Consider the following 5,398-nt stretch of genomic DNA (forward strand, 5'->3'; position numbering starts at 1 on the left):
CTCGACGAGGGTGATGAGCGCGCTCTTGGCGTCGGCGCGGTGGCGGGCGTCGGTGGTGATGATGGGGGTGTCGGGGCCGATCTGGAGGGCCTCGCGGACTTCCTCGGGCTGGTAGGGCTGGTTGCCGTCGAAGCCGTTGAGGGCGATGACGAACGGCAGGCCCGAGTTCTCGAAGTAGTCGACCGCGGGGAAGCAGTCGGCGAGACGGCGGGTGTCGACGAGGACGACGGCGCCGATGGCACCCCGCACCAGGTCGTCCCACATGAACCAGAAGCGGTCCTGTCCGGGGGTGCCGAACAGGTACAGGATCAGGTCCTGGTCGAGCGTGATGCGGCCGAAGTCCATGGCGACGGTCGTCGTCGTCTTGTCGCCGGTGTGGGTGAGGTCGTCGATGCCCGCGGAGGCGGACGTCATGACGGCTTCGGTACGCAGCGGGTTGATCTCCGAGACGGCGCCGACGAACGTGGTCTTGCCCACGCCGAAGCCACCCGCCACCACGATCTTCGCGCTGGTGGTTGAACGGGCCGCGCCGCCGCTAGAGCTTGCGAAGTCCACTGAGCACCCTTTCGAGCAGTGTCACGTCTGGCTGACCGCCGGCGGCCTCGTCGCCGCCGGGCTGGTGAATGGCGACGAGTCCGGCCTCGGCCAGGTCGGCGACGAGGATTCGGGCGACGCCGAGGGGGATGGAGAGAAGTGCCGAGATCTCGGCGACCGACTTGATCTCGAAGCAGAGCCGGCAGATCCGCTGGTGCTCGGGCAACTGTCCCTGCAGCCGGGACGGATCGGCCGTCGTACTGACCAACGCCTCGATGGCGAGCTGGTAACGCGGCCTGGTCCGGCCGCCGGTCATCGCGTACGGACGCACCAGCGGGTTGTGCCCGCCCGAACCGCCCGAGGCGGACGGGCCGCGCGAGGCGGACGGTCCGGCGGGCGCCGCCGGGGCGTGCGGCTGCCGGTAGGGCTGCGACGCGCCCTGTCCGCTCGGTGCGGAGGGAAAGTTGAACCGGTTCTGCGCGGTGTCGCCCAGCGGTGCCTGGTGCGCGTCATAACCGTTGTAAGGGCTCCCGCCCGGGGGTGTTCCCACGTTTCCTCCTCCGACTGCCTCGCGGTCCATGTCCCTTGGAGCCGCGCCACCGCACCTTACGGGGCGGTGGCGCGAAACGCACTGTCCGTCTGTTGGTTGAGAACTGTTAGTTAAGAAGACTGCCCTGGAGTTCCGCCCGGAGGTCGGGGGTCAGGACGGTGCCCGCGCGGTCCACGAGCAGGGCCATCTCGTAGCCCACGAGACCGATGTCCGCCTCGGGGTGGGCGAGCACGGCCAGCGAGGAGCCGTCCGAGATCGACATGATGAAGAGGAAGCCGCGCTCCATCTCCACCACGGTCTGGTTGACCGCACCGCCCTCGAAGATCCGGGACGCGCCCGCGGTCAGCGAGGTCAGTCCGGAGGCGACGGCCGCCAGCTGGTCGGCGCGGTCCCGGGGGAAGCCCTCGGACATCGCCAGCAGGAGTCCGTCGGCGGAGACCACCACCGTGTGCGACACCCCGGGGGTGTTGTCCACGAAGTTGGTGATCAACCAGTTCAGATTCTGCGCCGCCTGGCTCATGCTCACACTAACGCTCCTGGTTGTAGGTACTGCCGGGGCCGAGGCCCGATCCGTTCGTGTCCGTTCCCGCGTTGCGTCCCTGCTGAACGCCCCGGCGCAGGTTGCTCAACCTGCCCCGTACGTCCTCGGGTGCGCGGGAGACCTGGGGGCCGCCCTGCGGGGTCTGCTCAGCCGTGCCCTCGACCAGGTTGGCCTTCGGGACGCGTCGGGGGAGACCGGACGAGGTGACCCCGCCCGCCTTCGGGTCCTTGAGCTTTCCGGCCCGCTGCCAGCGCTCGTCGTTGGTCGAGCGCCATTCGTCGGAACCGCCGGCTTCGTTCTGCTGCTGTTCCGGCTGCGCGGGCGCGGCCGGCTGCGGCGTCCGCTGCGTCGGCGGGGCGACGCTGCCGCGGCGCGGCAGTCCGGCGTCGGTCAGCGCGTGACCGGCGTCCGGGGCGGGATTCGGAGTCGGACCCGGACGGTCGAAGCCTACGCGGTCGGCGGCCGGTTCGGGAGCGGCCGGAGCAGATTCCGGTTCCGGCCGGTACTCCTGCGCGTAACCGCCCTGGTAGGCGTTCTGATCCGGCCACTCCGCCTGGTGGGACTGGGGATCGAACGCATTGTCGTACTGCTGGTGTTCGGTTGCCGGACTCTCGTACGAGGCTTCCGCATAGCCCTGCTGCGGGTACGCCTCGTAGCCCTGCTGCGGTGCCGCGTAGCCCCCGGTGTGGGAGGCCCCGCCGGCGTAGCCGTCCTGCTGCGGGTAGCCGGCCGCGTACTCCTGGCCGTACTCCTGCTGCTGCTGCGGCTGCCCGTACTCCTGCGCGGGGGCGTACTCCGCCGCCGCGTACTCCTGGGCCCGCTGCTGCCCCTGGCCGTACTCCTGGCCCTGGGCGGGCTGCCCCTGGCCGTACTCCTGGCCCTGGGCGGGCTGCTCCTGCGCGTACTCCTGGGCCCGGCCGTACTCCTGCTGCTGCTCCGCCTCGTCGCGGAAGAGCGGCCGGTCGCCGGTCTGCGCCCGGTCGCCCAGGGCGGCACGCCGTCCTTCGCGGCGCAGCGAGCGGTCGACCGGGTCGAGGCTCTGCTGCTCCCCGTCCGGCTGCTGCTCGTAGCGCGAGTCGTCGAAGCCGAGGTCGGCCGCGGTCAGCATCGGCTGCGCGGGAGCGGCCTCGAAGGCGTTCTGCTGCGGCTGCTGCTGCTCCGGGATGATCTGGGAGACGGTGAAGTCGTCCTGGATCGGCTGCTCGCCACCGCCACCGTGCGTGATCGCGTCCGGCAGCATGACGAGCGAGGTCGTCCCGGCCTGCTCGCCCGAGGGGCGGAGCTGGACCCGGATGCCGTGCCGGTCGGCGAGCCGGCCGACCACGAAGAGGCCCATGCGCTGCGAGACGGCGGCGTCCACGGTCGGCGGGTTGGCCAGCTTGTGGTTGATGTCCGCGAAGTCCTCGGCGGTGAGGCCGATGCCCTTGTCGTGGATCTCGACCATGACGCGGCCGTCGGGGAGACGGGTCGCGGTGACGCGGACCTTGGTCTGCGGGGAGGAGAACGTGGTGGCGTTCTCCAGGAGCTCGGCGAGCAGGTGCACGAGGTCGGTCACGGCCTGGCCGTGGATCTCGGCCTCCGGGACGCCCGCCAGCTCGATGCGCTCGTACTGCTCCACCTCGGAGGAGGCGGCGCGCATGACGTCGACCAGGGGGACCGGCTGGTCCCAGCGGCGGCCCGGCTCCTCGCCGGCGAGGACGAGGAGGTTCTCGCCGTTGCGGCGCATACGGGTCGCCAGGTGGTCCAGCTTGAAGAGGTTCTCCAGCTGGTCCGGGTCGGCCTCGTTGTTCTCCAGGTCGGTGATGAGGGTCAGCTGGCCCTCGATCAGCGACTGGTTGCGGCGCGAGAGGTTGGTGAAGATCGCGTTGACGTTGCCCCGGAGCATGGCCTGCTCGGCGGCGAGCCGGACGGCCTCGCGGTGGACCTGGTCGAACGCGCGGGCGACCTCGCCGATCTCGTCCTGGGAGTCGATCGGGATCGGCTGGACGCGGGTGTCGACCCGGCCCGGCTCGGTGCGGGAGAGCTGGTCGACCAGCATCGGCAGGCGCTGCTCGGCGATGCCGAAGGCGGCGGTCCGCAGGGTGAGCATCGAGCGGCTCATCTGCCGGGCCATCATCCCGGCCAGGATGAACGCGGCGAGCAGGGCGACGACGACGATGGCGCCGTTCAGCCAGGCGTCCGTCTTGGCCTCGTCGGAGATCTTGACGGCCTCGGTCACGGCCTTGTCGACGAGGGCCTTCTCGACCTCGCTGTAGCCCTCGAACTTGGCGGTGGCGATCGCCATCCAGGTCTCGGGCGTGATGCCCTTGGCCTTCAGCGCCTCGATGCCGTCGGGGCCCTTGGCCGTGCCGATCGCGGTGGCCACGCCGGAGTAGACGGAGCCGTCCTTGCCCTTGGGCAGCTCGACGTCCGCCGACTGCATCTGCTTGGCGCCCTCGGCCGCCTTGCCGGCCATGACCTTCTTGAGGAGTTCGACGTCCTCGGGCATGCCGCCGGAGCTGAACTCGCCAAGGGCGATCTGCTCCAGGTAGTTGTACGAGTTGAACGCCACGGACTGCTGGGCGAAGACGGCCTCGGTGGTGCTGGGCCGGACGAGCAGCTGGGTGCCGATGGACCGCTGGAGGGACTCGGCGCCCTTGGAGAGCTGGATCGCGTAGACGCTGCGGCCGTACGCGGTGACGTTGCCGGTGCCCAGGCCGAGCTCGTTGGAGAACTCGGTCAGGTAGTGCTGGACGCCCGTGTAGGCGAGCTGGGTGTTCACCGGGTCGTAGGAGCGGGCGTAGGCGCTCTTGCGGAGCGCCTCCAGCTTCGGCTCCTCGTCCTTGAACAGGCGCAGCCGGCGCTCCAGGCCCTGGCCCGAGGGCAGGTTCCTGGCGGCCTCGTCGAACTTCAGGCGGGCGGCGTCGGTCGCGGCGTACGCGCGCTGGACCTCGTCGGCCTTGCGGTCCTCGGGGCCCTTGGCGACCAGCAGCGGAGCGGCGGTGAGGTCCCGCTCGTTGAGCAGCGCGGTGCTGTACTCCGAGGCGGCGCGCACGATGAGCGCCGTCTTCTCGGCGTCCTGGGCCTCCTGCCAGGTGTCGATCGCCCCCTTGACCTGGAAGCCGCCCATGACGAGGCCGACGAGCACGGGTATGAGGAGGATCGCGTTCAGCCGGGTGGGCACCCGCCAGTTGCGGGGCGACAGCTTGCTGGAGCTCCCCCCGGCCGCCTCGACGGGCGGCGGCGTGACGGGCACGTCCGCGGGCGACACCGCTGTGCGCGACGGCGGCGTGAAGTTGCCCCGCGTCTCCTGCTCCGCGGAGCTTTCCTTGCTTCGCCTCACTCGACCAACAACCTCTCGGCGTCGGCACCTACGTTGTGCCGGTGTTTCGTTCAGGGCCGTACTACTCGGGAGTTCATGAATTGCAGCACGTGAAGGGGGTCCCTTCCAAACAGTGGGACACCGCTACTTTCAGTGGTCCAGGCCGCGAATAAAACGGGCATAAAGAGCGAGCCCCGCCAAAAAGCGGGGCTCATGTGAGCGCTGTGACACCGATCGGATGCGTCGGGTGTCCGAGGCGCCCCAATTCTCTGTCGAAACGTTATGAACACGGGGGCGGTCGTGTCGAACGACACAGACCGCCCCCGGCGGCGGCGCAGGGCAACCGCCCGGACCGTCCTCCTACTTGAGCCGCGCCATGAGGGCGTGCTCGACGAGGGTGATGAGCGCGCTCTTGGCGTCGGCGCGGTGGCGGGCGTCGGTGGTGATGATGGGGGTGTCGGGGCCGATCTGG

At 70.3% G+C, this 5,398-nt stretch carries 4 protein-coding genes and 1 pseudogene; all 5 read right to left on the reverse strand.

From position 1 onward, the window contains the following. On the reverse strand, positions 1 to 555 hold a 555-nt coding region (locus ADL08_RS07785), incomplete at its 3' end, for a GTP-binding protein (protein WP_053641332.1). After that, a complete protein-coding gene (locus ADL08_RS35220; protein ID WP_078968047.1) occupies positions 536 to 1,084 on the reverse strand; it encodes a DUF742 domain-containing protein in 549 nt (182 codons plus the stop codon). The genes ADL08_RS35220 and ADL08_RS07785, both read right to left, overlap by 20 nt. A 106-nt stretch (positions 1,085 to 1,190) precedes the next feature. Beyond that, entirely contained in the window at positions 1,191 to 1,604 is a 414-nt protein-coding gene (locus tag ADL08_RS07795; protein ID WP_026057603.1) for a roadblock/LC7 domain-containing protein, read from the reverse strand. Between the two features lie 7 nt (positions 1,605 to 1,611). Then, the gene (locus tag ADL08_RS07800; RefSeq protein WP_053641331.1) at positions 1,612 to 4,947 is read right to left on the reverse strand and encodes a nitrate- and nitrite sensing domain-containing protein; all 3,336 of its coding nucleotides are present in this window, start codon (positions 4,945 to 4,947) and stop codon (positions 1,612 to 1,614) included. Between the two features lie 339 nt (positions 4,948 to 5,286). Next, positions 5,287 to 5,398 (reverse strand): annotated as a pseudogene (locus ADL08_RS07805) (ATP-binding protein); the annotation flags it as partial.

This window comes from Streptomyces sp. NRRL F-6492 (assembly GCF_001280125.1).
In the GTDB taxonomy this organism is placed as follows: domain Bacteria; phylum Actinomycetota; class Actinomycetes; order Streptomycetales; family Streptomycetaceae; genus Streptomyces.

Bases quoted from the DNA above. Each gene is read 5' to 3' on its own strand.
- ADL08_RS07795 (WP_026057603.1), bottom strand. From the start codon at position 1,604: ATGAGCCAGGCGGCGCAGAATCTGAACTGGTTGATCACCAACTTCGTG.